The sequence below is a fragment of the Pseudomonas beijingensis genome, assembly GCF_030687295.1.
Classification (GTDB): Bacteria; Pseudomonadota; Gammaproteobacteria; order Pseudomonadales; family Pseudomonadaceae; genus Aquipseudomonas; species Aquipseudomonas beijingensis.
The window spans coordinates 2,069,256-2,093,993 of sequence record NZ_CP117425.1 but is presented as its reverse complement, the minus strand read 5'-3'; the positions used below and the strand labels follow the sequence as shown (position 1 = coordinate 2,093,993).

Annotated in this window: 22 protein-coding genes; 10 read left to right on the top strand and 12 right to left on the bottom strand. The window is 60.1% G+C overall.

Features of this window, described 5'->3' with window-relative positions; translation table 11 throughout:
* The first annotated feature begins 70 nt into the window (after window positions 1-70).
* Together PSH84_RS09400 and PSH84_RS09395 are read left to right on the top strand one after the other, a co-directional pair.
* Window positions 71-1,213: a hypothetical protein gene (locus tag PSH84_RS09400; protein ID WP_305482702.1), complete on the top strand. Its 1,143-nt coding sequence runs from the start codon at window positions 71-73 to the stop codon at window positions 1,211-1,213.
* Entirely contained in the window at window positions 1,207-1,968 is a 762-nt protein-coding gene (locus PSH84_RS09395) for a hypothetical protein (protein ID WP_305469788.1), read from the top strand. Before PSH84_RS09400 ends, PSH84_RS09395 begins: the two co-directional genes overlap by 7 nt.
* A gap of 90 nt (window positions 1,969-2,058) precedes the next feature.
* Here the strand turns inward: PSH84_RS09395 and PSH84_RS09390 are convergent, their stop codons facing one another.
* Window positions 2,059-2,895 (bottom strand): hypothetical protein, encoded by an 837-nt coding sequence (locus PSH84_RS09390; protein ID WP_305469787.1) that lies wholly within the window; start codon window positions 2,893-2,895, stop codon window positions 2,059-2,061.
* 21 nt (window positions 2,896-2,916) lie between these two features.
* Between PSH84_RS09390 and PSH84_RS09385 the strand changes: the two genes are divergently transcribed.
* Window positions 2,917-3,333 carry a VOC family protein gene (locus tag PSH84_RS09385; RefSeq protein WP_305469786.1) on the top strand — a complete coding sequence of 139 codons (417 nt, stop codon included), beginning with the start codon at window positions 2,917-2,919 and terminating at the stop codon, window positions 3,331-3,333.
* A 144-nt stretch (window positions 3,334-3,477) separates the two neighbouring features.
* On the opposite strand, the gene PSH84_RS09380 is transcribed toward PSH84_RS09385, so the two are convergent.
* On the bottom strand, window positions 3,478-3,849 hold the full coding sequence (locus PSH84_RS09380; RefSeq protein ID WP_024777581.1) for a PH domain-containing protein: 372 nt from the start codon (window positions 3,847-3,849) through the stop codon (window positions 3,478-3,480).
* A 117-nt stretch (window positions 3,850-3,966) separates the two neighbouring features.
* On the opposite strand from PSH84_RS09380, the gene PSH84_RS09375 reads away from it, so the two are divergent.
* A complete protein-coding gene (locus tag PSH84_RS09375) occupies window positions 3,967-5,016 on the top strand; it encodes a hypothetical protein (protein ID WP_305469783.1) in 1,050 nt (349 codons plus the stop codon).
* 208 nt (window positions 5,017-5,224) lie between these two features.
* Here the strand turns inward: PSH84_RS09375 and PSH84_RS09370 are convergent, their stop codons facing one another.
* Window positions 5,225-5,938, bottom strand: coding sequence for a FadR/GntR family transcriptional regulator (locus PSH84_RS09370; RefSeq protein WP_305469781.1), 714 nt, complete (start codon window positions 5,936-5,938; stop codon window positions 5,225-5,227).
* 97 nt (window positions 5,939-6,035) lie between these two features.
* On the opposite strand from PSH84_RS09370, the gene PSH84_RS09365 reads away from it, so the two are divergent.
* Window positions 6,036-6,779, top strand: coding sequence for a FadR/GntR family transcriptional regulator (locus tag PSH84_RS09365; protein ID WP_305482700.1), 744 nt, complete (start codon window positions 6,036-6,038; stop codon window positions 6,777-6,779).
* 129 nt (window positions 6,780-6,908) lie between these two features.
* On the opposite strand, the gene PSH84_RS09360 is transcribed toward PSH84_RS09365, so the two are convergent.
* The 7 genes from PSH84_RS09360 to PSH84_RS09330 all read right to left on the bottom strand — a co-directional run bounded on the left by PSH84_RS09360 (window position 6,909) and on the right by PSH84_RS09330 (window position 14,218).
* On the bottom strand, window positions 6,909-7,631 hold the full coding sequence (locus PSH84_RS09360) for an oligogalacturonate-specific porin KdgM family protein (protein WP_305482698.1): 723 nt from the start codon (window positions 7,629-7,631) through the stop codon (window positions 6,909-6,911).
* 130 nt (window positions 7,632-7,761) lie between these two features.
* Window positions 7,762-8,529 (bottom strand): ABC transporter ATP-binding protein, encoded by a 768-nt coding sequence (locus PSH84_RS09355; protein ID WP_305482697.1) that lies wholly within the window; start codon window positions 8,527-8,529, stop codon window positions 7,762-7,764.
* Window positions 8,530-8,539: 10 nt separating this feature from the next.
* Entirely contained in the window at window positions 8,540-9,379 is an 840-nt protein-coding gene (locus PSH84_RS09350) for an ABC transporter ATP-binding protein (protein WP_305482695.1), read from the bottom strand.
* 10 nt (window positions 9,380-9,389) lie between these two features.
* Window positions 9,390-10,298: an ABC transporter permease gene (locus PSH84_RS09345; protein WP_305482693.1), complete on the bottom strand. Its 909-nt coding sequence runs from the start codon at window positions 10,296-10,298 to the stop codon at window positions 9,390-9,392.
* Window positions 10,298-11,335 carry an ABC transporter permease gene (locus PSH84_RS09340; protein ID WP_018614070.1) on the bottom strand — a complete coding sequence of 346 codons (1,038 nt, stop codon included), beginning with the start codon at window positions 11,333-11,335 and terminating at the stop codon, window positions 10,298-10,300. The genes PSH84_RS09345 and PSH84_RS09340 overlap by 1 nt, the downstream gene beginning before the upstream one ends.
* A gap of 34 nt (window positions 11,336-11,369) precedes the next feature.
* Window positions 11,370-12,992 (bottom strand): ABC transporter substrate-binding protein, encoded by a 1,623-nt coding sequence (locus PSH84_RS09335; RefSeq protein WP_305482691.1) that lies wholly within the window; start codon window positions 12,990-12,992, stop codon window positions 11,370-11,372.
* A 71-nt stretch (window positions 12,993-13,063) separates the two neighbouring features.
* Complete coding sequence (locus PSH84_RS09330; protein WP_305469775.1) at window positions 13,064-14,218, bottom strand: mandelate racemase family protein; 1,155 nt, start codon at window positions 14,216-14,218, stop codon at window positions 13,064-13,066.
* A gap of 687 nt (window positions 14,219-14,905) precedes the next feature.
* On the opposite strand from PSH84_RS09330, the gene dctP reads away from it, so the two are divergent.
* The 5 genes from dctP to PSH84_RS09305 all read left to right on the top strand — a co-directional run bounded on the left by dctP (window position 14,906) and on the right by PSH84_RS09305 (window position 21,149).
* Window positions 14,906-15,901, top strand: a complete 996-nt coding sequence (gene dctP, locus PSH84_RS09325) for a C4-dicarboxylate TRAP substrate-binding protein DctP (protein ID WP_122568851.1) — start codon at window positions 14,906-14,908, stop codon at window positions 15,899-15,901.
* A gap of 64 nt (window positions 15,902-15,965) precedes the next feature.
* The gene (locus tag PSH84_RS09320; protein WP_053118531.1) at window positions 15,966-16,598 is read left to right on the top strand and encodes a TRAP transporter small permease; all 633 of its coding nucleotides are present in this window, start codon (window positions 15,966-15,968) and stop codon (window positions 16,596-16,598) included.
* Complete coding sequence (gene dctM / locus PSH84_RS09315) at window positions 16,595-17,878, top strand: C4-dicarboxylate TRAP transporter large permease protein DctM (protein WP_122568853.1); 1,284 nt, start codon at window positions 16,595-16,597, stop codon at window positions 17,876-17,878. Before PSH84_RS09320 ends, dctM begins: the two co-directional genes overlap by 4 nt.
* 109 nt (window positions 17,879-17,987) lie before the next feature.
* Entirely contained in the window at window positions 17,988-18,983 is a 996-nt protein-coding gene (locus tag PSH84_RS09310; protein ID WP_305469771.1) for a TRAP transporter substrate-binding protein, read from the top strand.
* A gap of 258 nt (window positions 18,984-19,241) precedes the next feature.
* On the top strand, window positions 19,242-21,149 hold the full coding sequence (locus PSH84_RS09305; protein ID WP_305482689.1) for an alkaline phosphatase D family protein: 1,908 nt from the start codon (window positions 19,242-19,244) through the stop codon (window positions 21,147-21,149).
* A 163-nt stretch (window positions 21,150-21,312) separates the two neighbouring features.
* Here the strand turns inward: PSH84_RS09305 and PSH84_RS09300 are convergent, their stop codons facing one another.
* Both PSH84_RS09300 and PSH84_RS09295 read right to left on the bottom strand, forming a co-directional pair.
* Entirely contained in the window at window positions 21,313-21,813 is a 501-nt protein-coding gene (locus tag PSH84_RS09300) for a methylated-DNA--[protein]-cysteine S-methyltransferase (protein WP_122568856.1), read from the bottom strand.
* 183 nt (window positions 21,814-21,996) lie between these two features.
* Window positions 21,997-24,732, bottom strand: coding sequence for a winged helix-turn-helix domain-containing protein (locus tag PSH84_RS09295; RefSeq protein WP_305482687.1), 2,736 nt, complete (start codon window positions 24,730-24,732; stop codon window positions 21,997-21,999).
* Window positions 24,733-24,738: the final 6 nt, after the last annotated feature.

Below are 24,738 nucleotides of genomic sequence, written 5' to 3'. Positions count from 1 at the left end.
AATATCACGAATTTTGCACGCTATCACAACCTCTGATACCGTGCTGAAATCGTGATACGGAAGAAACACCATGACAGTTACCCGCCAAGGCCATGATTTCCCGGAAAGACTTGATCTGATCGAGCTCAAAGTCTATGTAGAAAGCGTGCTTGGCCTGAAGCTGCGCCTGAAGCCATGGGAAAACGTCAAGATTCTTCCGTATGCGCTGCGTGACCGATACGAGTTTTTCCTCACGAATATCTTCAACGCCCAGTGCCTTATCTTGAAGGAACGTCCGCAGCGCGAAGCCAGCGTTGCGGATGTCGCCAAGCATATCCAAGCCATCCACAACTTCCAGGCATACAACAAGTTGCCCGAGACCGGCGACCTGATGATTTTTGTCACCGACACGCTCCCCAGTTATGACCGCAAGCGACTGGTGGAGAAAGGCGTCCAGTTCATCGTGCCAGGCAATCAACTTTTTCTGCCGGCCTTTGGCATGGATTTGCGTGAATACTACCGTCAGCGCCTGGAAAAACCCCAGGTCCTGAGCCCCGCCACCCAAGCCATGCTGATTCAATACCTGATCAAGGGATGGCATCACCCGCTATTGGTCACTCGTGCGGCCTTCGAGCAGTCCTTCTCCTACGCAAAAATGACCGTCACCCGGGCGATCAAGGAACTGACCGACTTGGACATTGTTAAGCCTGGAAAGGAACTGGGCGAAGCCGCGATCATCTTTCCTTTATCGCCCAAGGAAACCTGGGAAAGAGCAAAAGAGGTCATGCGCACCCCGGTCAAAAAAACACTCTGGCTGAACGCAATTCCGGAGGCGTTTGATACGCCAATGTTGCTGGCGGGAGAAACGGCCTTGGCAGAGATGAGCCTTCTTGCCAGCCCAAAAGTCCCTTGCGTCGCAATGACGCCGGCGCAGTTCGATCAGATTCGAGCCCGCGCTCAGTCGGAAACGACTGCGGCCTACGGGGAAGCGTTCGGCGCTTGGAGCTCACCGTCAAAGACGGCCAAGTCGAAACTCGAGAGCACGACGCCCTACCTGGAAGTGCCGCAAAATCATGCGGCGTGCTGTATTCAGTTTTGGAGTTATGAACCACTGCGCAGCAACATCGCCATGGAGACGGTAGACCCTTTCTCCCTCTATCTGAGCCTCAAGGATGACCATGACGAACGCGTGCAAATGTGCCTCGATGAAATGATGGAGAACGTGAAATGGTAGTGGGTGTCGACCGGTTTCGAGAGTATTTCAAGGACTTCCAAGGCAGTTACGTGCTGATCGGCGGGGTGGCCGCTTCGATTGCCATGGAGGAACTGGGTGAAGCATTTCGACTGACCAAGGATCTGGACATCGTCCTGGTCGTCGAGGCACTTGATCGTGCGTTCGTCGGGCAGTTCTGGAAGTTCATCAAGGACGGAGGCTATGCCATTCGCCAGAACGGAGAAGGCGATGGGGCCTCCCCGGTTTTCTACCGTTTTCAGAATCCTGAGGACAAATCCTTTCCCGTTCAGGTGGAGTTGTTTTCCCGCGTCCCGGATGGCCTGGAGCACGAAGAAGCAGCCCGAATGACCAGGATTCCTGTGGAAGAGCAAGCCGCCAGCCTGTCTGCGATTATCCTGGATGATGAGTACTACGCTTTTCTCCTCGCCGGCGTCGACCACACCCAGGAGATCAGCCACATCGGTGCTGATCGGCTTGTTCCGCTCAAAGCCCATGCATGGCTTAACAAGAAGGCGCAGCTTGAACAAGGCATTGCCGTGGACAGTCGCGATATCAAAAAGCACTTCAGGGATGTGATCGTACTGGCTGTCGGCCTTACTGAGGGAATGGCCCAGCTACCGGAGCGATTGGCGCTCGATTTGAAGGCGTTTCTTGCTCAGGTACCGGTTGAGCTCGCGTCAAACCCACAAGCTTACAAAGGTGTGGACGGCGACCGTTTGATCAAGACCATTCAAGAAGCCTTCAGCCTCGAATGAATCAGGTTTTCCGCACGCTATCAGCTTCATTGATAGCGTGTGGAAATATTGTTTTAAGGTCTATCTAGAGGCCTTAGCGCGATACTTTAACTACCGCTGCGCCTCGCCCTGTGGATAAACATCACTGACATTCAACGACAACTGCGCCGCCACTTCTTGCCCGTCGGCCTTGCTGAAATTCAATTGAAACTCCTGATAGGCAGGGCCGGCCAGCCAGCGGTTGACTTGCAGGTCTTGATACCTGGAGCTTTTCCCGGGCGTGAGTTGACCGAACAGCGGATAGCCTGCGTCGGTAAAAACCTTGTCTGCTTTAAACCAGTCCATCTCCTTATCGAGGCTCACGCTTTGCTCCACCATTGCCCATGCCTCTGGCGTGACCTTCTGGCCGACATCCAGGAAGACCACTTTGCTTTCTTTCGCGGCGATCAAGAACGGGAAGGTCATGGGGATGCCCGTCGAATCCAGCAACTTGAATTTCATCCCGGCGTACTCCCCGCCGCCATTTTCCCTGCGCTCCCATAGGCGCCAATCGATGACACTTTCCGGGTTGAAACTGTTGTTGGTGAGGATGATTTTGTAGCGCTGTTTGAAGAGTACGTTCTGATCATCTTTATAGGCCTTGTAGAACGACACTTTGCTGTGTTCTGCGCCGACTCGGATGATGATCGGCGTTCTGCGGCTGGCGACGCTGTCCTGGTATTGCTGGTAGCTGAAGTAAGCGGAGGCGATGGAGACAATCAGGGCCAGTGTGGCAATGGCATCCGTGCGGGTGAGGGTCTTGAACCATTTCATCATGAGGTGGCGTGTCCGGATATTGGGGGTGGCTAAAATGACGTCATCGCGAGCAAGCTCGCTACCACAGGGAATTTTTTGTTGCGATGACATTCCAGCATGAATCGCTAAGGTGAAGTAACCCGTAGCGTCCATCACTGAGCACCTGAGGCCTGTATGAAGAACTTCACGATTCAACGTATTGACCACATCGTCCTGCGCGTAAAAGACATCGAGCGCAGCCTGGCTTTTTATACCTCGGTGCTCGGTTGCGAACTCACGAAGCGCCGGGACGATCTGGGCATGGTGCACCTGGGTACTGGTGTGTCGATGATCGATCTGGTGGCTGTCGACGGGCCTCTCGGTCGCCAGGGCGGACCGGCGGCTGGTAAGCAGGGGCACAATGTCGATCACCTCTGCCTGCGTATCGAGCCGTTTGATGAACCGGCCCTCCTCGCGCATTTGGCCTCAGCCGGCCTGACCGTTGAGAAGGCGCAGATGCGCTATGGCGCGGAGGGCAAGGGTTGGTCGATTTACTGCTTCGATCCGGACGGTAATCAGATCGAGTTGAAGGGGCCGGCGCTGGAACCCTGAGCTGCAACTGGCGGCTGCGGCCCCTGTGGGAGCGGGCTTGCTCGCGAAAGCGGTTCGCCTGGGCCGGTGATATTGAATGTGCCATAGCCTTCGCGAGCAAGCCCGCTCCCACAGGGGGTCGGCGGTGGACACTGAGTTTGCCGATCAGGCCAGGAGGTGTTTGGAGATCACCTTGGAGATTTCCACAATGCCGGTCTTGCCGGTGAATTCGAATTTCACTTTGCCCAGGGATGAAAAGTAGATCTCCAGTTCAGAGTCCAGGTCGAAAGTGCCGGAGGTTTCGACTGAGTAGGCGACGATGTTTTTGTAGGGCAAGGAAGTAAAATCTTTTTTGCTGCCGGTGATGCCTTGCACGTTCACCGCGATGATGCGTTTGTTGGTAAAGACCACCCCGTCGCGCATGGATTTATAAGCGTCGATGACCTGTTCACCGTCCAGCAGCAGGGCCGTGACGCGCTCAGCATATTCGTCGTTTTGCTTGAGCTTGAAGAAGCCTTTGTTGTTGAAGTCGATCATCGGTAAGTCCTTGTCAAGAAGAAGAGGGTATTGCCTACAGCCCAGCGACAGGTGATGGACGCAATAGTGGCACTTCAGTAGCATTCGTCAACTTTATCGATCCTTCAAGGATGACCTATGCTCGCCCTGCCTCGTTGTCCTGCCCCGTTGTTAGCATTATCCGCGTTGTTCGTATTGCTCGGCGGTTGCAGCGTCAACGGCAGTTACCCCGACGCCATCGAACCGGACGCCGCCAAGTTGCGGTTCGTCGCCAATACCAGCAACGCCACGCTGGATTATTTCGATGCCGCCCATTGCGACGGGCAAACCACGGGCATTCTCAATAATATGCTGCTGAGCGATACCGCGCGGCGCGTGGGGATGAGCGTTCCGGCACCCAAGGATGCCAGGGGTTATTTGGAGGTCAAGCTCAAGCCCGGTGAGCAGATTCACCTGCGCACCAACATGAACAGCGGTTATGCCGTGTGCGGCAAGGGTTTCAACTTTACGCCCGAGGCCAATGCCGAATACGAGGTGACGTTCAAGTCCGAGAAGAACTTCTGCCTGACTCAGTTGCAACGCTTGCAACGGGTGGACGGCAAGGACGTGCGCACACCGATCTCGATCCTGAAAAAAGACTTTCCCGCCTGCGCCGGTCGCAATGCGCTGTTCCCCAAGACCTACCCGGACACGCCCCATCGCCTGGAGCTGATGAGCCGGGTCATCGATAAAAGCCTCGTCGTCACGGTGAAGACGGATCCGGCCAAGGAAAAAGTCGAGTCTTATTCGCCAGAGAAGCTGGACACCCTGATCAGCGAACGCAAGGCCAAGCTCGGCTTCGACCTGCCGCCTGACTACTGGACGCTGTACCGGGAAAACCTGAAGACATTTGGCGATGACATGGCGCAGAACAAGGCGCGCTCGATGGAACGCTTCAAGGACGAATACCAGACGCGTTTGCGGCAGTTGAAGGATGAGCAGTTGGAACAATGGGCGTTGCCCAAAACCGCCAATGCCAAGCCGGAGAAAGCCGAGATCGATCTGGACGTCGCGATGATGGTGGAGTACTTCCGGATCGGGAATGGGGTAACGGTCGAAGCGGTACAGCATCACCTGGAAAGGATGGCGCAGATGGATGAGCGTTATGGGGTATGTGCAAGGTTTGCGGAGTGCTGGAAGCGCAACTAGCAGGAACACTTCACCCGACTGTACCGACGTCATCGCGAGCAAGCTCGCTCCCACAGAGGGCGGTGGTGGGCGCAGCATTTGCAAACACCCAAGATCAAAAACTGTGGGAGCGAGCTTGCTCGCGATGGCGGTGTGTCAGCTGCACTAATGTTGGCTGATCCGCCGCTATCGCGAGCAGGCTCGCTCCCACAGTGTTCTGCGGTGGAGGTTATTGCGCGGTCGACTCGACCACACCCCGAACCCGCTGCTGCATATTGATCAAATGCAACCGCATCGACGCCCGCGCCGCTTGCGCATCATGCCGCGCCAATGCGGCATAGATCTGCTCCCGCTCACGCACCACCAATGTCCGATTTTCACCCGTCACCGCGGGCCCGGCCTGTTGCACTACCGCGATCAACGTATTGCCCACATGGCCCATGGCGTCGATGAAAAAGCTGTTGCCGGTGCACTGGGCGATCTGCCGATGAAAGTCGAAATCGACCCGGGCGCTTTCTTCATCCGTCGTATCAAAAGCATTCGCCGCGTCGAGCGCTTCACGCATCGCCTGCAATTGCTCCGGCGTGGCGCGTTGTGCGGCGATGCCGGCGGCTTCCACTTCCAGGCTCAGGCGCAGTTCGATGACGGCCAGCGCATCGTAGGCGCCGCCCTTGACGTGTTTGCTGCCCTGGAAATCCCCCGGGCGCGCGGTGTCCACCACGAAGGTGCCGATGCCGTGACGGGTTTCCACCAAACCTTCTGCCTGGAGCCGCGACATGGCTTCGCGGACCACAGTTCGACTGACGCCGCGTTCCTTGATGATCACCTGTTCGGTGGGTAACTTGCTGCCCGCGGGCAGTTCGCCGGCCAGTATCTGTTGCGTCAGGTCGACCACCAGTTGCTGGGTCATGCTCAGGCGTCGATCGGGTGTGACACGGTCCATTGCACCTATCCATTAAAGCCAGACGATCGCGGCATTATAGCCGCGACCTTGCGCCAAAACTCACTATAATGCCCGCTGATCACACTAGAGCACGCCGATGACGGATCAAGCGTTATCTCCACTGAACAAGCCGCGCCGCCTCGCCGAAACCCTGGTCGACCGCTTTGCCCAGCGCATGCGCGACGGCATCCTCAAGCGCGGCGAAAAGCTGCCTACCGAAGTGCATATCATGGAGGCCGAAGGCGTCAGTCGTTCGGTGGTGCGTGAGGCGCTGTCGCGCTTGCAGGCGGCAGGGCTGGTGGAGACGCGGCATGGCGTCGGCACCTTTGTCCTCGACATGCCGGCGCCGGAGGGCTTCACCTTGGGGCCGGCGACGATTGCCACGTTGTCGGATGTGCTCAACCTGCTGGAATTTCGCCTGAGCCTGGAAGTCCAGGCCGCCGGCATGGCCGCCGAGCGCGCAACGCCTGAAGCGCTGGCCGAATTGGCCCAGGCGCTGGGGGCGTTGCTGCAAGGGCCGGAAAAATCCGGTACCACCATCAATGCCGATTTCCAGTTCCATCTGAAAATCGCCAAGGCCGCCGGCAATTACTACCTGATCGACATCATGAAGCACCTGGGCACGAAGCTGATCCCGCGTACGCGCATGAACTCCGCCTATTCCGGGCAAAGTGACCGCAGTGCTTACCTTCAGGGGATCAACGCCGAACACCAGCAGATCTTCGACGCCATCGCCAGCGGCAATGTCGACGCGGCGCGGGCGGCCATGTACTTGCATTTGAGCAATAGCCGCATGCGCCTGTGTGAAACCCAACAACGGCAGGCGTTCTACAACGAATAACCCGCACTGCTTCTGTGGGAGCCGAGCTTGCTCGCGATGACGGCGATACATCCAACATCATCGGCACAGGCAGACCGCTATCGCGAGCAAGCTCGCTCCCACAGTTTTTGATCCCAGTGTTCACACAACTTAGAAGAAGCTGTATTTAACACCGACCCGCAGCCGCAACTGGCGATCACTGTCGACCGAATTGACTTTAATATCACCGACTTCAAAGAACGGCGCCCAGCGTTTATCCCACTGGTATTTGACCACGGCATTCTGTTCATAGTCGTCGGTGCCGCCGTTATAGCGAATGTAGTCGGCATCGAAGTAAGTCAATTGATATTCATAGGCCCAGGGTCCTTGAGGGCCATAGTTGATATAAACATCGTAACGGTTGACCTTCTGATCGTCCTGCCCATTATCCGGCACGTCACGGTCGATCTGGTCGCGGTCCAGCTTGGCTGAATCAAAACGGTAGCGACCGGCAATGCTCAGCTCCTTGGTCACGCGGTAACCCAGGCGCAGGCCCATTTTGTAGGTGGTGGACTCCTCATCGCTGTCCAGGGCCAACGAAGGCGTCAGCGTCCAGCGGTCATTGAGCTTGTGCTGGTAGTTGACGGTAAATTCATGACCGCTGCCGACGGTGTTGTCGAAGGCGACGTCTTGCCGGTCACCGGCGGTCTTGTATTTGAGTTCACCTTCCAGACCCACGCCGTTATCCAGCCGAATACCAAACTTGGCACGGTCGGCGTGCATGCGGGTTTTTTCCGCATATTGATGGCGTACGTTGATATAACCGGTATCGGCCATGGCAACGACTGAAGTGAACAAGGAAGCGAGGGACAACACGACGAGTGTCTTTTTCATGTTTTTTATTCTTGTTAGTTAAATGGTTAGTTGGGTTGAACGCCAAATCACAGGCGAGCGCGTGCGCGGCATTGAAACCTGCGGTTCAACGTCTTCTGCGGGTTAAAACACGTGCAACGAATCAGTTACCTCAAACAGCGATAGGTATTCGCTGTATGTCCCGACTGGCTTGCACCAGCAAACGGGTGTACGCATGGCTCGCGCCATCATTTGCCAAGAGATGGGTGTCGAGCGTCTCCACCACCCTGCCCTGCTGCATCACCGCCAGCCGATCACACAGATGCGCCACCACCGCCAGGTCGTGAGTGACCATCAGGTAGGTCAACCCTTCCTGGCGGCGCAAGTCGGCCAGCAGGTTGAGGATTTCCGCCTGCACCGAGACGTCCAGCGCCGAGGTCGGCTCGTCCAGCAACAACACCCGGGGACGCAGGATCAGCGCGCGGGCAATCGCCACGCGTTGGCGCTGGCCACCGGACAACTGGTGCGGATAACGGAAGCGAAAGCTGTCGTTCAAGCCGACCTTGCGCAGGATCTCGCTGACCTTCTGCGCGCGCCCATCGATGCCATGGATGCGCAGCGGCTCCTGCAACGCGGCATCAATGGTGTAGCGCGGATGCAACGAGGCATACGGGTCCTGGAACACCATCTGCACGGTGCGGTAGTGGTTCAACGGCAGGTTTCGCGTCACGGCCTGGCCGGCGACCCGCAGTTGTCCGCTCCAATGCTGGTACTGCCCGGCCAGGCAGCGCAGAACGGTGGTCTTGCCCGAACCGGACTCCCCCACCAGGCCGAATGCCTCGCCTTCGGCAACGCGCAAATCGACGTCGTGCAATACCGCATTAAGTGCCGCGCCGGTGCCGAAACTGAGGTTCAGGCCGGCGATTTCAATCATGCTCATGACAGGCTCCTCAAGCATTCAACCACTGTGGGTCACGCTGCAGCACCGGCAAGGTGGTGCGTCGATGATCCAAGCTCGGCAATGCGGCCAACAGGCCTTGGGTATAGGGGTGGGTGGCGCGGTCCAGATCGGCGGCAACAATCGACTCGACCACGCGCCCGGCATACATCACCAGCACGCGATCACAGAAATGCCGCACCAGGTTCAGGTCGTGACTGATGAAAATCAGCCCCAGGTCACGCTCGCTGACCAACTCTTCCAGCACATTGAGCACCTGCCGGCGCACCGACACGTCCAGCGCCGAAGTGGGTTCGTCGGCGATGATCACCTGGGGATCGGTGATCACCATCATGGCGATCATGATCCGCTGGCCCATGCCGCCCGAGACCTCGTGGGGGTACAAGTCATAGACCCGCCGAGGATCGCGAATGTGCACCTTGGCGAGCATGTCCAGGGCCCGTTCGCGGGCTTCGCGATGGGGCACCTTGTGATGGGCCAGGTAGGCCTCGGCGATTTGCTCGCCGACCCGCACCACCGGGTTCAGCGAGTATTTGGGGTCTTGCATGATCATCGACATGCGCGCGCCACGAATCGCCTGGATCTGCTTTTCGCTGGCGGCCAACAGGTCGATATCGGCGAAGCGCAACGTCTTGGCGGTGACCCGCGCCGTCGGTGGATGCAGGCGTAAAAGGCTGCGGCCAACAGTGGATTTGCCCGAGCCGGACTCACCGACAATGGCGAGTTTTTCCCGCCCCAACGTGAACGACACATCACGCACCGCCTGGGAGGTTTTGCCGGCGTTGCGAAATTCCACGCACAAATCCTGTACCGTAAGTTTTATCTCAGTCATGGCCTGTTCCTCAGGATTGGCTGCGGGGGTCGAGGACGTCACGCAAACCGTCGCCCAACAGGTTGAACGCCAGGCTGACCAGCATGATCGCCGCACCGGGCGCCGCCACCAGCCACCAGCTTTCGAGCATGTAGCGTCGCCCGGTGGAAATCATCGCGCCCCACTCCGGCAACGGTGCCTGGGCGCCGAGGCCGAGAAAGCCTAGGGCGGCGGCGGTGAGGATGATGCTCGCCATGTTCATGGTCAGGCGGATGATCACCGACGACAGGCACATGGGGATGATGTGGCGCAGGATGATCCGGGTGCTCGACGCGCCCTGAAGCTGCACCGCAACGACGAAATCAGCGTTGCGCAGCGGCAGTGTTTCGGCGCGGGCAAGCCGGGCAATCGGCGGCCAGGCCGTGAGGGCGATGGCGATCACTGCATGCTCCAGTCCCGGGCCGAGGGCGGCGATGAAGGCCAGTGCCAGGACCAGGCTGGGGAACGAAATGAAGATGTCGGTGATGCGCATGAACAGGCTGTCGACCCAGCCGCCGAAGTAACCGGACACCGTGCCGACCAACAGGCCGATGGGGCCGACGATCACCGTCACCAGCAAGACGATGTACAGGGTGATGCGCGAGCCATACACCAGCCGCGCGAACACATCGCGACCGTACTCGTCAGTGCCGAACCAGTGCGCACTGCTGGGTGCCTGCAACGCGCCGGCGAGGTTCTGCAACAGCGGATCGTGGCCGGCGATCCAGGGCGCGAAGACGGCGACCAGCATCAGGGTCGCGACGACGATCAGGCCGGCGAAGGTCATAGGGTTGCGCAGCAAAAAACGCAACAGGCGCAAGATGCTGGCGACCATCGCCGCCGTACTGGAAGCCGGCAACGCGGCGTTGCCAGGGGCGCTGGAAGCAAGGGGCAGGTTCATTAGCGAGTCCTCGGGTCGAAGATCTTGTACAGCGCATCGCTGATCAGGTTCAGCGTCACGAAGATGAGGCCGATCAGCAGCACGCAGGCCATCACCGCATTCATGTCGCCGAGCAACAGACTGCTGGTCAGGTACTGGCCGAAGCCCGGCCAGGCGAACACGGTTTCGATCAGCACCGCGCCTTCCAACAGGCCGCCGTAGGCCAGCGCGACGATGGTCAACAGCTGCACGCGGATGTTGCCGAAGGCATGACCCCAGACGATGCGACGCTGGGACAAACCCTTGACCCGGGCGGTGATGATGTACTCCTGGGACAGTTGTTCGAGCATGAAGCTGCGGGTCATGCGGCTGATGTAGGCGACCGAGTTGAAGCTGAGGATCACCGCCGGCAACAGGATGTGCCGCAGTGCGCTGCGAAAGGCCTCCCACTCGCCAGACCAGGCGGTGTCGATCAACAACAGTCCGGTGTGTTTCGGGATCAACCCGTCATAGGCCAGGCCGATGCGCCCGACGCCGCCGGCCCAGCCCAGCCAGGCGTAGAACACCAGGAAGGCCATCATGCCGATCCAGAAAATCGGCGTGGAGTAACCGAACAGCGTGATCAGTCGTGCGACATGATCACCGGCACGGCCCTGATGCGTTGCCGCGTAGACACCCAGCGGCAAGCCCGCCAATACGCCGAACAGAATGGCCAGGGTGGCCAGTTCCAAGGTGGCCGGGAAGACCCGGGCGATGTCGGTGATGACCGGGTTGCCGGTCAGCAAGGCCATGCCGAAGTCACCGTGCAGCAGATCGCCAAGGTAGATCGCGAATTGGGTCCACAACGGCTTGTCCAGGCCCAGCTCTTTGTACACCTGGGCGTAGGCCGAGGCATCGGCGTCCGGGCCGACGATGGCCAGCACCGGGTCCAGGGGCATCACTCGCCCGATGAAAAAGGTCAGCAGCAGCAACCCCAGCAGCGTCACCGCCACCGAGCCGCCGCGCCGGGTCGCTGAAGCGGCCCGGGTGGTCCAGATTGAAAAGGATGCAGTCGACATGTTCTTTCCTGCCTTGGCCCTGTGGCCGTCGATTTCAGCGCTGCTTGTAGACGTCCCGAAGACGCGTGGTGGCGGCGGTGTGGCCGATGTAATTGCGCACATCCGCGTGGATCACCACTTCGTCCACCATCTGTGAGACCGGCATGATCGCCCCGACCTGTTGGTCGTAGAGGGTCTGGATCTGGGCGTAGATTTCGCGCTGGCGCTCGGGGTCCCGCTCACGCTCGGCTTGCTCGATCAACTGGTTGAGCTGCGGGTTGAAGAACGAGGTGCGCCAGCCCTGGAAATTGCTCAGCTTGGCTTCGGTGCGGTTGTCCGGGTTGTACACCAGGGCCCGCAGACTCGAATGCGGATGACGCTCCGCCCCGCCGCCGCCACGACCGACGAGGATGTCGAACTGGCGGTCGCGCATCGCGCCATAGATCTGGTTGCCGGTGCCGGTGATGATCGTCGCCTGGATCCCCGCCTGGGCCAGCGTCGCTTGCAGGCTGGTGGCGATGTTGATGAACGGCGGATCGGTCAGCGAACGAATGGTCACCTTGAAGCCTTCGGCATGTCCGGCCGCAGCCAACAGACGCTTGGCCTCGGCCACGTCCAGGCGATAGCCCGGGTCGTCCAGGCGTGCCGGCAGGCCCAACTGCAAGGGCCGCTGATTGATCACGCCGTAGTGCGGCATGACCACGTCATTGATGCCCTGGTAGTCGATCAGCAGGCGGATGGCCTGGCGCACGCGGATGTCCTGGAACAACGGTTGCTGCATGCTCATCGCCACGTAGTACAGCGTGCCGCGGGCGATGCTCTGGATGCGCACTTCATCGACCTTCCCCAACGCCTGGATGTCAGTTGCGGCCATGCCGCGGGCAACGTCCAGGTCGCCGCGCTCGACCATCAGGCGCAGGGCCTGGGACTCGGTCATGTTGCGCATGATCACCCGGCGCAACTTCGCCGCGCCGCGCCAATAGTCGTCATTGCGACTCATCAGGATCACATCGTTGGCGCGCCAGATGTCGAGCTTGAACGCGCCGGACCCAGCCGTGTGCGTCGCCAGCCACGCCGCGCCCTGATCGTCGCCGACCTGATGCTGCAAGGCGACGCTGCGATCGATGATGAAGGCGCTGGGTGAAGTCGCCAGGGTGTTGAGCACCAGCATCGGGTCAGTGACCCGTGGCAATTCCATGACAAAAGTGTGCGGCCCTTCGGCGCGCATCAGTTTGACCACGTTGTCGGCGGTGAAACCGTAGGCTTTCCAAGTGGAAGCCAGGGCGCGGTTGAGGGTGACCACGCGCTGCAACGACCAGGCGACGTCTTGGGCGGTGAGTGGCGCACCGGAGTGAAAACGTACGTCGTCACGCAATTGGAAGGTCAGGCGCATGCGGTCGGGGCTGACGTCCCAGGTTTTCGCCAGAGCCGGAATCAGCGTGTCCGGCTGCGCCGCGTCCTGCTCCAGGAGCATGTCATAGACATTGGCATTGACTTCGGCAACCTCCAGACCCGTCGCCGCGGCAGGGTCCAGGGACAGCAGATTGATCATGCTCATGCCCACCACCAATTGGTCGGGGGGCGTTTCGCCTTGGGCCAGGCTGACGGGCACCTGCACTGCGCACAGGGCCACGATGACACACAGCAGCCTGGTCAGGCGCTTGGGCCAGAGATTCATGGTTCAGTCCTTTCTTATATTTATAAAGACTTGTCGCCCGGGCAGTCATCGGCCCCAGGCGTGGAACAGGCTCAATGTCGGGACAAGGTGTTGGCCTCGATATACGCGAAGTTGATGTCCTCGCCCAAGCCCGGCCGGTCGGGCAGGTGCACAAAACCGTCGGCGTCCATGGGGTCGACGATGCTGTTGAGGTGCGCCGGGATTTCTTCATAGTCAAGGAACGGGTGCAGCAGGCCGCGCTCGTACCAACGGCAATTGCTGATGGCCCCGACCACCGCCAGGTTCGCCGCGCCATTGCCGTGGACTTCACAATCCATGCCGAACGACTCCGCCAGGTGCGCCACCTTCAGGCACGGCCCGATCCCCCCGACCCCGGCCACGCCGGCGCGCAGGATGTCACAAGACTTCTGCGTGACCCAGCTGGCGCGACTGTGGAACTTGCCAGCGATGCTCTCCGGGCCCAGCACCGGGATGTCCAGGTTGGCGGCCAGCCAGGCATAAGACTCCGCCGAGTCTTCCATCATCGGCTCTTCGAACCAGGCGAAATTCAGCTTTTGCAGCGCCTTGCCAATGGTCAGCGCGTCCATGCGGCTGTACCAGTGATAACCGTCGAGCATCAGCGCGATGTCCGGCCCCACCGCCTCACGCACGGCGGCGCAGGCCTGGATGTCCATTTGTGGATTCGGCGCGAAGGAAATCGGCGGCATCCAAGTGTGCAACTTGATGGCCTTGTAGCCGCGCTGCACCAGCTTTTCGGCAAATTGAGCGTACTCATCCGGCGTCGACAACCCACCCGGCAAATCGTCGCCGCACATCGTCGAGCCGTACGCCGGGACCTTGTCGCGATAACCACCAATCAGTTTATGCACCGGCAACTTAAGCGTGCGCCCGGCCAGATCCCACAACGCTTGTTCCACCAGCGCCAGCGCCCGGTCGGTGAACTGCCCGGCACTGCCGCGCTGCCAGTGCGCCAGGTCTTGCCAGATGCTTTCGCGGTCCATCGGATCGCGACCGATCAGCACTTTGCGTACGAAGGATTCAATGATGTGCGGACGAATCAACTCAGGCGGACCAAAGGCATAACCCTCGGAGCCATCGTCGCAACCGATTCGCAGCAAAGCCATCTTGATCATGACCTCATCGCCTGGATGGGCATGGCCGGCGCTGTCCTGGGCACGGCGCGAAGGAGTGGAAAAAACTTCGACGTGAACGCCTGTGATTCTCATAGGGGAGGAACACCAATGTTGTTATTGTTTATTTGTATGTCGTCATACAACGTGATGGATTATTCTGACGTTACTGGCGGACTGTCAACCCCATAACGCAATAAAACCTACACATACAGGAGACCTTTTGCGGAGATGCGAGTATTTCAGCGAGCGGAATTTTAAGAAGTCGTCATACCACGCAACATGAGGTGGTACCACTTGCCGCAGACGAGGTAGTGCCCTGAAGGCTGATGACGCGGACCAGGAGATGGGCAATTGTGGGAGCGAGCTTGCTCGCGAAGGCGGCCTGTCTGAGACGGTGATGTTGGCTGGGCCGCCGTCATCGCGAGCAAGCTCGCTCCCACAGGGGTCGGTGGTGAAAGCACAATCCACAGCCACGCCCCATGGATTCACCGAGCACTGGCGCGAGATTGAAAGCCAGTAGCCATCACCGCTCCTTTATGGTTTCCTGCCCCAGGCACGGTTGCTGACTGAAAGCATTAAAAAATGAGCCGTTTGTGATGTTTCAGCCCGACGCAAGGAAGGCTCTAGCGCAACCTGTCGAGAGGTACAGCCGAATGACGGTTTTTCCCGTTAACCGTCCCCGACAAGTTGTTTTTCTGCCTAGACTCATCATTGTTCCGCCGTGCGCTGTATGTTGAATGAGCCCGCACGAAAATACTAAAAACAAGAGGAAAGCCCCTAATGTTCAAACCTATCTGGAAAGCGCTCGCTTGCACATTGGCCCTTAGTGCGATGAGCACGGCCATGGCGGCAGATCCGGTGGTCATCAAGTTCTCCCATGTGGTCGCCGAACAAACACCCAAAGGCCAAGGCGCACTGCTGTTCAAGAAGTTGGTGGAAGAACGGCTGCCAGGCAAAGTGAAGGTCGAGGTCTACCCCAACTCTTCTTTGTTCGGCGACGGTAAGGAGATGGAAGCCTTGCTATTGGGCGACGTGCAGATGATTGCGCCATCGCTGGCCAAGTTCGAGCAGTACACCAAGACGGTGCAGCTGTTCGACTTGCCGTTTCTGTTCGATGACATTTCCGCTGTGGATCGCTTCCAGTTGAGCCCTGAAGGCCAGAAACTGCTCAAGTCCATGGAAAGCAAGAACATTACCGGCCTGGCCTATTGGCACAATGGTATGAAGCAGTTGTCGGCAAACAAGCCGTTGCGTGAACCCAAGGATGCCCGGGGCCTGAAGTTCCGGGTACAGGCTTCTGCAGTGCTGGAAGAACAATTCAAGGCGGTGAACGCGAACCCGCGCAAGATGAGTTTCGCCGAGGTGTACCAAGGTTTGCAGACCGGCGTGGTCAACGGTGCGGAAAACCCGTACTCGAACATCTACAGCCAGAAAATGCATGAAGTGCAAAAGTACATCACCGAGTCCAACCACGGTTTGCTCGACTACATGCTGATCACTAACACCAAGTTCTGGAACGGCCTGCCGCCGGACATCCGCACGGAACTGGACAAGATCCTGGTGGAAGTCACGGCCCATGTGAACAAAGAGGCGGCGCAGCTGAACGAGCACGACAAACAACGCATCCTCGAGGCCAAGACCACCGAGATCATCACCCTGACGCCAGAAGAACGCGGCGAATGGCGCGACAAGATGAAACCGGTGTGGAAGAAGTTCGAAGGTGATATCGGCGCGGACCTGATCAAAGCCGCCGAAGCCTCCAACAAAGCCCAGTGATTGGTTGGCCGATGCCGTCACCCTGGCGGCATCGGCCTGTCGTCCCCCACAGGAGATGTCATCCATGAACGCCCTCCGGCGCATCTGGGAACACTTCGAGGAAGGTTTCATTGCCTTTCTTCTGGCCGCCATGACGCTCGTCACGTTCGTCTACGTGGTACTCAATAACCTCTATGCGGTTTTCTACAGCCTCGGCGACCATTGGCCCGCCGCCAGCGAGCCGATGTTCGCCATCGGCGACAACATCATGGGCATGGCCCAGGCAATGACCTGGAGTAGTTCGCTGACCAAGGCGCTGTTTGGCTGGCTGATTTTCTTTGGCCTGTCGTACGGCGTGCGCACGGCCGGGCACATCGGCGTCGATGCGCTGGTGAAGCTGGCGAGCAAACCGGTGCAGCGCTTGATCGGTGTCATCGCCTGCCTGTGCTGCCTCGCCTACGCCGGGCTGCTGGCGGTGGCGAGTTTCGAGTGGATCAACACCTTGATGATTGCCGAGATCGGCGCCGAGGACCTTGGCCATTTCGGCATCATGCAATGGCATATCGGGCTGATCGTGCCGGTGGGGTTCGCTCTGGTGTTCATTCGTTTCGCGGAAATTCTCGTGCGCATCCTGATGAATCGCCAGACCGGCCTGGGCCTGGCCGATGAAGCGGCCGAAGCCATCAAATTGACCGAACACGAGGAAGACAAGCCATGACCATTGCCTTCCTGTTCATTGCACTGTTCGTGCTGATGTTCATCGGCGTGCCCATCGCCATTTCGTTGGGGCTGGCTGGATCGTTGACCATCATTTTCTTCAGTCCCGACTCGGTTCGGTCCCTGGCGATCAAGCTGTTCGAAACGTCCGAGCATTACACGCTGCTGGCGATTCCGTTCTTCCTGCTGGCCGGTGCGTTCATGACCACCGGCGGCGTGGCGCGACGGTTGATCGATTTTGCCAACGCCTGCGTCGGCCATATCCGTGGCGGCCTGGCAATTGCGGCGGTGCTGGCCTGCATGCTGTTTGCGGCGTTGTCGGGTTCAAGTCCCGCGACAGTGGCGGCGGTCGGCTCCATTGCCATTGCCGGGATGGTGCGTTCGGGTTATCCACAGGCGTTTGGCGCCGGCATCGTCTGCAACGCCGGGACCCTGGGCATCCTGATTCCGCCCTCGATCGTGATGGTGGTGTATGCCGCGGCGACCGAAACCTCGGTGGGCAAATTGTTCATGGCCGGTGTGATTCCCGGCTTGCTGTTGGGGTTCTTCCTGATGGTGGCGATCTACATCGTCGCCGTGAAGAAAAACCTGCCGGCAATGCCGCGGGCGACGCTGCGGGAATGGTTGAGCACGGCACGCCAGGCGATCTGGGGCCTGTTGCTGATGTTCATCATCCTCGGCGGGATTTATTCCGGGATGTTCACGCCCACTGAAGCGGCGGCGGTAGCGGCGGTGTATTCGGCGTTCATTGCCCTGTTCGTCTACAAGGACCTTACGTTCCGCGAGACACCCAAGGTGCTGCTGGAGTCGGCCAAGCTGAGCATCATGCTGATGTTCATCATCGCCAACGCCATGCTCTTCGCCCATGTGCTGACCACCGAGCAACTGCCGCAGCAAATCACCGCGTGGGTGATCGATGCCGGATTGACGCCGGTGACCTTCCTGCTGGTGGTGAACATCGTGCTGCTGATTGCCGGCGCGTTCATGGAGCCTTCGGCGATCATCCTGATCCTGGCGCCGATCCTGTTCCCCATCGCCATGAAGCTGGGCATCGACCCGATTCACTTGGGCATCATCATGGTGGTCAACCTGGAGATTGGCCTGATCACGCCACCGGTGGGGCTGAACCTGTTCGTCACCTCGGCGGTGACCGGCATGTCCCTGCCCGCCACGATTCGTGCGGCGATGCCGTGGTTGATGATCCTGTTGGCGTTCCTGGTGCTGATTACCTACGTGCCATGGATCTCGCTGGCGCTGCCTAACTGGTTGGGGATGAGTTAAACCCGGTAAACACACACCGTGGCGGGCGCAGGACAACTTGCCCGCTTACAGAGGTATGGGGCCGACCTGTCGGCCCTGTGCCTTCGGACACTGAAAGGGACGCCTTGCAATGCTAAAACCTGTATGGAAAGCGCTCGCCTGCACCCTGGCTTTCGGGGCGTGGGGCACGGCCATTGCGGCTGAGCCGATCGTCATCAAATTCTCCCATGTGGTAGGCGAACAAACGCCCAAGGGCCAGGGCGCGTTGATGTTCAAGAAGCTCACGGAGGAGCGGCTACCGGGCAAAGTGAAGGTCGAGGTGTACCCCAACTCCACGCTGTACGGCGATGACAAGGAGATGGAAGCCTTGCTCCTGGGAGAGGTGCAGATCATTGCCCGGTCGCTGGCCAAGTTCGACCAGTACACCAAGACCGTGCAGTTGTTCGACCTACCGTTTCTATTCGACGACATCGCCGCCGTGGACCGTTTCCAGCAGAGCCCCGAGGGCCAGAAGCTGCTCAGGTCCATGGAAAGCAAGAACGTCACGGGCCTGGCCTATTGGCACAACGGCATGAAGCAGTTGTCGGCCAACAGGCCATTGCGCACCCCTGAGGATGCCCGTGGCCTGACGTTCCGGATCCAGACTTCTACGGTGCTGGAGGAACAGTTCAAGGCAGTGGACGCCAAAGCCAAACCGATGATTTTCTCGGTGGTGTACCAGGGCCTGCGCACCGGCTTGGTCCACGGCACGGAAAACACCTATTCGAATTTCTACAACCAGAAGCTCAATGAGGTGCAGAAATACGTCACCGAGTCCAACCACGGCATACTCGACTACATGTTGATCACCACGTCGGACTTCTGGAACGGCCTGCCGCCGGACATCCGCAGCGAGCTGGACAAGATCGTGGTCGAATCCACCGCCCATGCCAACCAGGAAGCGGAGCGATTCAACCAGCAGGACAAGCAGCATGTGCTGGATGCCAAGACCACCGAGATCATTGCCCTCACGCCGCAAGAACGCAGCGCCTGGCGTGACAAGATGAAGCCGGTGTGGGCCAAGTTCGAAAAGGACATCGGGGCGGATTTGATCAAGGCGGCGCAGGCGTCCAACGTCGCTCAATGATGCAGTGACTTGCATAGGTATCAGATGGCCAAGTACTTCCCCTTGTGGCGAGGGGATTTATCCCCGCTGGGCTGCGCAGCAGCCCCGAACAATTAACCAGGCACACCGCTGTGTCAGGTTTTAGGGGCGCTTCGCACCCCAGCGGGGATAAATCCCCTCGCCACAAAAGCAGGGTTACCACAATGCCTCCCCATCCCCAGCAACCCGGCACATTGCGCTATGATCCCCGCCTCTCCCTGAACAGAGCTTTTCTCGCGAATGCTGTCGTCCACCCCAGACCTCACCTCTACCCTGCCCCCCGTCCTGGTCGGCCCGCTGTTACGGCGGCTGGAGCCTGCGCGCCTGGTGATGTGGCTGGTGGGCACGCGAGCGTTGGCATTGACGCTGCGCATTGACGGTGTCGGCGACCTGGAACTCGATGCATCGCGTTGCACCGTGGTGCCGGTGGGGCAGCGGGCGTTTGTGCACTTGATCGATGTGACGCTCGACGCGCCCCTGCCCCAGGACGTAGCGATTGACTACGACCTGCTGGTGGACGACGCGCCCATCGCCGAGTGGGCGCCGCACCTGTTGTATGACGGCGCCCAGTGCCCGAACTTCATGTTGCACTCGCGCATCGAGCAATTGGTCCACGGTTCTTGCCGAAAACCCCACTACCCGGCCAACGACGGCCTGCTCTGTGTCGACCGACTGCTGGCGCAAGCACCCGCGCAACGCCCGGCACTGTTGATGATGAGTGGCGACCAGGTCTATGCCGACGACGTCGCAGGGCCCATGCTGCGGGCGATTCACGGGCTGATCGAACGCCTGGGGCTGTTCGAGGAATGCCTGGACGGCGCCGTGGTGGAAGACAGCGCCAAGCTCTACCAACACCCGGCCAGTTATTACCATCGCGCCGATTTGCTACCGGCACTGGAGAGCAACGAAACCCTGCGCGAACGCTTTTTCGGCGGGGCGCGCAAGCCGATCTTCACCAGCAGTAGCGCCGACAATCACTTGGTGACCTTCGCCGAGGTCATGGCGATGTACCTGCTGGTGTGGTCGCCGGTACCCTGGACACTGATCGCGGTGCAGCCGCCAGAGCTGACCGTCGAACGGCGCCAGCGCTACGACCTGGAACAGCAACGCATCGATGCGTTCAAGACCGGACTGGGCGGCGTGGCACGGGTGTTTGCGCACTTGTCGTGCCTGATGATTTTCGACGACCATGACATTACCGATGACTGGAATCTGTCCGCGCAGTGGGAGGAAACGGCCTACGGCCATCCGTTCTCCAAACGCATCATCGGCAATGCCTTGATCGCCTACATGCTCTGCCAGGGCTGGGGCAACAACCCGGATGCCTTTGTTGACGTACTCCCGCAAACCTTGGCCTTGAGCGACACAGCCCGGGACCGTTACCTCGACAGCGAGCCACAGGACACACTGATCGACTCCTTGCTGGCTTTCCAGCACTGGCATTACGTGCTGCCAAGCACCCCAGCCCTGGTGGTGCTCGACACCCGGACCCGCCGCTGGCGCAGCGAGAACAACCTCAAGCAGCCTTCCGGCCTGCTGGATTGGGAAGCCCTGAGCGAGTTGCAGCAGGAGTTGCTGGATCACCCCTCGGCCATCATCGTCTCACCGGCGCCGATCTTCGGGGTGAAGCTGATCGAGACCGTGCAGCGGGTGTTCAGTTGGTGCGGTTATCCGTTGCTGGTGGACGCGGAAAACTGGATGGCCCATCGCGGCGCGGCCCAGGTGATCCTGAACATTTTCCGACACTCGCGCACACCGGGTAATTACGTGGTGCTGTCAGGGGACGTGCATTATTCCTTCGTCTACGAGGTGCTGATCCCACACCGCAAGGGCGGCCCGCGCATCTGGCAGATCACCAGCAGCGGCATCAAGAATGAATTCCCGCCGGTGTTGCTGGAATGGTTCGACCGCCTGAACCGCTGGCTCTACTCGCCGCGCTCGCCCCTGAACTGGTTCACCAAGCGCCGCAGCATGCGCATAGTCCCCCACACCCCGGAACACGCCGCAGCGGGCGAACGGTTGTGGAACAGCGCCGGCATTGGTCAGGTGTTCTTCAATGAACAGGGCCAGCCCACGCAGATCTACCAGCACAACGCCAACGGCCAGCCACCGACACGCATGCGGGCTCCCAAACCTCCATCCCCCTGAAACCTGTGATCTGCGATCAATGTGGGAGCGAGCTTGTTCGCGATGACGGCGGCACAGCCAACACATTCGCAAGCTGACTATCTGCTATCGCGAGCAAGCTCGCTCCCACAGTTGTTTTGGGGTGACTATAAATTTGCATCCACTCCCACAAGGAAAGTGGCAGTCAGAACGCCAACTGCAGGCTCTGCTGGCCTTCGAGGCTGAGCAGAAATTGTTTGGCCGCCAGGCCGCCAGCGAAGCCGGTAAGGCTGCCGGAGCTGCCGATGACGCGGTGGCACGGGGCGATGATCGAGATGGGGTTGCGACCATTGGCGGCGCCGACCGCCCGGACCGCCGTCGGTTGGCCGATCTGGAGGGCGATGTCGCGGTAGCTGCGGGTTTCTCCAAAGGGGATGGTCAACAAGGCGTGCCAGACTCGGACCTGGAAATCAGTGCCGGCAAAGTCCAGCTCCAATTCGAAACGACGGCGCTGACCGGCGAAGTATTCCAGCAACTGACGTTCGGTTTCCTTGAGGACTGGATGCTGGGTGTCTTCCTCCAAAGGCCCCAGACGCACCCGATTGAGCCGCTCGTTTTCCCACAGGATGGCCGCCAGTCTTGTCTCCCGGGCGACGAGGATCAGTTGGCCGACGGGGGATGGGATGGTTTTGTAGAGGGGCAACATCAAACATTCCTTCACTGGCACTGACTGTTTTTTGTGGCGAGGGGATTTATCCCCGCTGGGCTGCGAAGCAGCCCTCGATTGCTTCGGACATGATTTATGCCTGATACACCGAGGAGGGGGCTTCGCCCCCAGCGGGGATAAATCCCCTCGCCACAAAAGCTCTTCGACACAAATAAACCCCGCTCAGCCCAACAACCCCAACGCCTTCGCCCGCGCCACCGCCTGGGTGCGGCGCTCGACGCCGAGTTTGCTGTTGATGTGACTGGCGTGGGTCTTGACGGTGTGTAGCGAGATGAACAATTGCTCGCTGATTTCCTGGTTCGAGCAGCCTTGGGCAATCAACTGCAATACCGCCCGTTCGCGACTGCTGAGGGTTTCGACAGGCGCCGCCGGGTCGGTAGGCTGAGCCACCGTCGAGTGCAGGCGTTCGAGCAAGTGGTCGCGCAAGGTACTGGGCGGCGCGTGCAGCAGTTGCTCGCGCAACCAATCACGGTGCTTGCCGAACAACCACTCGAAGGGCTGCAACACCCCGCCGCTGGCGGCTTCGAAAGCCTGGGCCAGGGTGCGGCGTGCTTCGGGTTCGCGGCCGAGGCTCAGCAGCAAGGCGACCTTCTGGTTGAGCGCCATCACGCTGAGCATCTGCCGACCGGTTTGCTGCCCATGCTCAAGCAAGGCATTGAGCCGCCCCTCTGCAAGCATCGGTTGACCCCGAATGGATTCCAGCACCGCCTGCTGCAGTTCGACATGCAGCGGCAGTTGCGGGTGGAATTCCGGTGGCGCGGCGGCCCGTTCGCCCGTGTAGGTCTGGCCCAAGCGCGCCAACCAGGCTTCGGCCAGATCGGTGCGGCCCTGAGCCAGCCAGAGTTCGCATTTGACCAGGGTAATCATCGCCAGGTAATAGATCGGCGGAACGTCCCAGATGTGCATCAGGCGCTCGGCTTCAGCCAGTTCGGCAAAGGCCCGGGCGAACTCGCCGCTGTAGCCTTCGATACGGGCGATCACGCAATGACCGATCAGCACGCTGATATCGCGGCAGGCGCGGGCTTCGGTGAGGCCCGCCTGCAACCGCGCCAGGCCGACCTGGGGTTGCATGCGCAAGGTCAGCAGGAAACCCTCGTACATGATCAACCGTGCCCGCACCGCATACAGCCGTTGGGGCGGTAGCTTGTGCAAACGTTGCAGGCCCTGGTGTACTTCGTCCAACGCCCGCAGGATCTCCCCCCGCGCCTGCAAGACCCGGGCACGATCGTAATGGGCCAGGGCCTCGAACAGTGGGTTGCCGACCCGCTGCGCCAGTTCCAGGGATTCGCGGTTCAGGTTCCGGGCGCGCCACAGGTCGCCGTCAGCAATCGCCAGGTTCGACAATGTGGACAGGCACATCAGCCGCTGGCCGTAGCGTTTTTGCGGCAGGCTTTCCATGGCTTCGCTGCAATAACGCACGGTGGCTTCCCGGTCCCCACGGCCACGGGCGACAATGCCGCTCAGGGCCAGCCATTGGGCGAGCATGGATTTTTGCGCAGTGGCCGAGGGGGCCGGCAGGAAACGACTCAAGTGCGCGGCAAGCTCTTCAGCAGCGTCCAACTGGCAGGCCAGCCCCAGCGCCCAGCTGTAGAGCACGATCAACCTCGGCGTGCTGATGAGCAGGCTGTCGGGCAGGTCCATCTTCCAGCGCAGCAACATGCCGACGTTCTGCTCGGCCAGCAACTGCTCCTCCGAAAGGTTCTGCACCAGGTTCGCCGCCACGTCCAAGTGCCCGGCCCGTAGCGCCTGCTCCACAGCTTCGTCGATTAGACCCTGGGCATTGAACCAGCGACAGGCCCGCAGGTGCAGGGTCGCGGCTGGGACCATGGCCGGGGCGCTGGGGCGACTGCGCAGCAGGTCGGAAAACAAGTGGTGATAACGGTACCAATGGCCATGCTCGTCCAGCGGCACCAGGAATACCTGGTGAGCCGCCAGGTAACGCAGGATCTGCGCACTGTCATGGGCTTCGCGCACGGCATCGCACAGCGCGCTGCAAAAGCGTTCCTGAGGGGCCGTGTCGTAGAGGAACGCCTGCACCTCCGCGGGCAGGCAATCGATGACTTCTTCGAGCAGGTAATCGCGGATCAGCCCTTCCCCGCCGTGCAGGGCCTGGGGCAGCAGGCCTTCGGTGCCGGCTTCGGACGCGGCCAGCAACCAGAAGCGCAGCCCGGCCACCCAGCCTTCACTGCGCTGGATGAGATTCTCCAGTGCCTCACCGCGCAACGAGCTGCTGTGGTGCTGGAGCAGGGTCAAGGCTTCTTCGTGGGTCAAGCGCAGGTCTTGCTCGTTGAGTTCGAGCAATTGCCGTGACAGGCGCAGGCGTGCCAGATGCCAGTCCGGGCGCTGGCGGCTGGTGACGAGCACCAGCAAACCGTCGGGCAGGTGATTGAGAAAAAACTGCAGGCAGCGATCCAGCACCGGGCTTTGGGCCAAATGGTAATCGTCGAGGACCAGCAGCAAGGGCTCGCGCGGCGATAAGTGCGTGGACAGCTCGTCCAGCAGGCCATCGAGCCATTCCTCGAAGGCAAAGGGTTGATGGCGCTGGCGCATTTTCAGCAGCCCCAGTGCCCGGCCGCCCAGTTGCGGGAAAAACGCCTGGAGCCCTTCGAGCAGGCGTTCCAGGAAACGCCCAGGGTCGTTGTCTCGGGCACTGAGCCCCAACCAGAGGCTTTGCCAATGGGCCGGCAGGCTCTGGCAGAACTCCACCGCCAGGGAGCTTTTACCAAACCCCGCCGGTGCACTGACCAGCAGCAACCTGCCCCCGAGCCCTGCGCCCAACCGCTCGCACAACCGCGGCCGCGCGACATGGCCATCGGGCAAGGGCGGGCGGTAGAAACGCCCGTCCTCTACCGCGATGGCTGCGCGGGCAGAATCCGGAAGTGAAGACAAATCAGTCATGGCCGG

Bases quoted from the DNA above. Each gene is read 5' to 3' on its own strand.
- PSH84_RS09400 (WP_305482702.1), top strand. From the start codon at position 71: ATGACAGTTACCCGCCAAGGCCATGATTTCCCGGAAAGACTTGATCTG.
- PSH84_RS09395 (WP_305469788.1), top strand. From the start codon at position 1,207: ATGGTAGTGGGTGTCGACCGGTTTCGAGAGTATTTCAAGGACTTCCAA.
- PSH84_RS09390 (WP_305469787.1), bottom strand. From the start codon at position 2,895: ATGGACGCTACGGGTTACTTCACCTTAGCGATTCATGCTGGAATGTCA.
- PSH84_RS09385 (WP_305469786.1), top strand. From the start codon at position 2,917: ATGAAGAACTTCACGATTCAACGTATTGACCACATCGTCCTGCGCGTA.
- PSH84_RS09380 (WP_024777581.1), bottom strand. From the start codon at position 3,849: ATGATCGACTTCAACAACAAAGGCTTCTTCAAGCTCAAGCAAAACGAC.
- PSH84_RS09375 (WP_305469783.1), top strand. From the start codon at position 3,967: ATGCTCGCCCTGCCTCGTTGTCCTGCCCCGTTGTTAGCATTATCCGCG.
- PSH84_RS09370 (WP_305469781.1), bottom strand. From the start codon at position 5,938: ATGGACCGTGTCACACCCGATCGACGCCTGAGCATGACCCAGCAACTG.
- PSH84_RS09365 (WP_305482700.1), top strand. From the start codon at position 6,036: ATGACGGATCAAGCGTTATCTCCACTGAACAAGCCGCGCCGCCTCGCC.
- PSH84_RS09360 (WP_305482698.1), bottom strand. From the start codon at position 7,631: ATGAAAAAGACACTCGTCGTGTTGTCCCTCGCTTCCTTGTTCACTTCA.
- PSH84_RS09355 (WP_305482697.1), bottom strand. From the start codon at position 8,529: ATGAGCATGATTGAAATCGCCGGCCTGAACCTCAGTTTCGGCACCGGC.
- PSH84_RS09350 (WP_305482695.1), bottom strand. From the start codon at position 9,379: ATGACTGAGATAAAACTTACGGTACAGGATTTGTGCGTGGAATTTCGC.
- PSH84_RS09345 (WP_305482693.1), bottom strand. From the start codon at position 10,298: ATGAACCTGCCCCTTGCTTCCAGCGCCCCTGGCAACGCCGCGTTGCCG.
- PSH84_RS09340 (WP_018614070.1), bottom strand. From the start codon at position 11,335: ATGTCGACTGCATCCTTTTCAATCTGGACCACCCGGGCCGCTTCAGCG.
- PSH84_RS09335 (WP_305482691.1), bottom strand. From the start codon at position 12,992: ATGAATCTCTGGCCCAAGCGCCTGACCAGGCTGCTGTGTGTCATCGTG.
- PSH84_RS09330 (WP_305469775.1), bottom strand. From the start codon at position 14,218: ATGAGAATCACAGGCGTTCACGTCGAAGTTTTTTCCACTCCTTCGCGC.
- dctP (WP_122568851.1), top strand. From the start codon at position 14,906: ATGTTCAAACCTATCTGGAAAGCGCTCGCTTGCACATTGGCCCTTAGT.
- PSH84_RS09320 (WP_053118531.1), top strand. From the start codon at position 15,966: ATGAACGCCCTCCGGCGCATCTGGGAACACTTCGAGGAAGGTTTCATT.
- dctM (WP_122568853.1), top strand. From the start codon at position 16,595: ATGACCATTGCCTTCCTGTTCATTGCACTGTTCGTGCTGATGTTCATC.
- PSH84_RS09310 (WP_305469771.1), top strand. From the start codon at position 17,988: ATGCTAAAACCTGTATGGAAAGCGCTCGCCTGCACCCTGGCTTTCGGG.
- PSH84_RS09305 (WP_305482689.1), top strand. From the start codon at position 19,242: ATGCTGTCGTCCACCCCAGACCTCACCTCTACCCTGCCCCCCGTCCTG.
- PSH84_RS09300 (WP_122568856.1), bottom strand. From the start codon at position 21,813: ATGTTGCCCCTCTACAAAACCATCCCATCCCCCGTCGGCCAACTGATC.
- PSH84_RS09295 (WP_305482687.1), bottom strand. From the start codon at position 24,732: ATGACTGATTTGTCTTCACTTCCGGATTCTGCCCGCGCAGCCATCGCG.